This is a genomic window from Allobosea sp. FG18 (assembly GCF_057809495.1).
This window is the reverse complement of record NZ_JBMDKB010000082.1, coordinates 1-1,288: the sequence shown is the minus strand read 5'-3', so window position 1 is coordinate 1,288 and position 1,288 is coordinate 1. Positions and strand designations below refer to the sequence as shown.

General features: G+C 62.0%; 1 protein-coding gene. It reads right to left on the bottom strand.

Annotated features, from left to right (window positions below; genetic code table 11):
• Window positions 1-41: 41 nt before the first annotated feature.
• Entirely contained in the window at window positions 42-1,244 is a 1,203-nt protein-coding gene (locus tag ACODTJ_RS29155) for an IS256 family transposase (RefSeq protein ID WP_488851719.1), read from the bottom strand.
• Window positions 1,245-1,288: the final 44 nt, after the last annotated feature.

The following is a 1,288-nucleotide window of genomic DNA, read 5'->3' as shown; positions in this document are numbered from 1 at the left end:
GCGGGAGTGTCTGAATTTTTGTGTCCGGGGCGGGTTGAGTTTCACGCGATGATGAAGCGCTCCTCGAACAGAATGGCGAACTGGGATTTTGCCTCCCCCCATTCGCGCGGTGGCATTTTCCACTCTGCCGTGGCATCGCGCAAGACCAGCCAGATGAGCTTCGTCGCAGCCTCGTCCGTCGGAAAATGGCCTCGAATTCGGACCGCCCGGCGCAATTTTGCGTTCAAAGCTTCTATGGAATTCGTGGTGTAGATGATTTTGCGCACGGCTTCCGGAAAGGCAAAAAACGGGATGACGCGGTCCCAGTTCCGGCGCCAGGCCTGGGCGATGGCCGGGTATTTCTGGCCCCAGAATCCGGCTTCGAAGGCCTCGAGCGCGGCCATTCCGGCCTCGGCGTCCTTGGCCCGGTAGATCATGCGCAGCGCCGGCACGACGGGCTTACGATCCTTCCAGGAGACGAACTCCAGCGAGTGCCGGATCAGGTGAACCACGCAGGTCTGGACGATCGCCTGCGGGAAGACCGCGTTGATCGCCTCGGGGAAGCCCTTCAGGCCGTCGACGACGGCGATCAGCACATCTTCGACGCCGCGGTTCTTCAGCTCGTTCATGACGCGCAGCCAGAACTTCGCACCCTCGGTCGTCTCGATCCAGATGCCGAGAATGTCCTTGGTGCCGTCGGCCTGGACGCCCAGCGCCAGGTAGACCGCCTTGTTGCGGACCAGGCCCTCGTCGCGGATCTTCACCCGCATCGCGTCGAAAAAGACCAGCGGATAACTTGGCTCCAGCGGCCGATTCTGCCACTCGCTCACCGTCTCCAGTACGGCGTCCGTCACCGTCGAGATCAGGTCGGGCGAAACGTCCAGGCCATAGATCTCCAGCAAATGCCCCTGAATCTCCCGGACGCTCATGCCGCGCGCGTACATCGAGATGATCTTCTCGTCGAAACCGGGGAAGCGACGCTGATACTTCGCGATCAGCTTCGGATCGAAGGTGCCCTCCCGATCGCGCGGGATCCGCAGCTCCAGCTTCGAGCTCTCGCCCAGAACCGTCTTCTTCGAATAGCCGTTGCGCCGGTTGGCTTTGCCCGCTGCCGCCTCGCCGTCGAGGTGATCGTCCAGCTCCGCCGACAGAACCCGGTTCGCCAGAGCCTTCTTCAGCTCGTCGACCAGCCCGTCCTTTGCGAAAACAGCCCGCGGGTCACGCCCGGCAAGCAACTGATCCAGTGTGTCCTTCTTGATGACCATATGCGCCCTCCATCGGCGTCACTATGGCCCCGCAACACAAAATC

Excerpts from the sequence above, each read along its gene's own strand:
- ACODTJ_RS29155 (WP_488851719.1), bottom strand. The coding sequence starts at position 1,244 with ATGGTCATCAAGAAGGACACACTGGATCAGTTGCTTGCCGGGCGTGAC.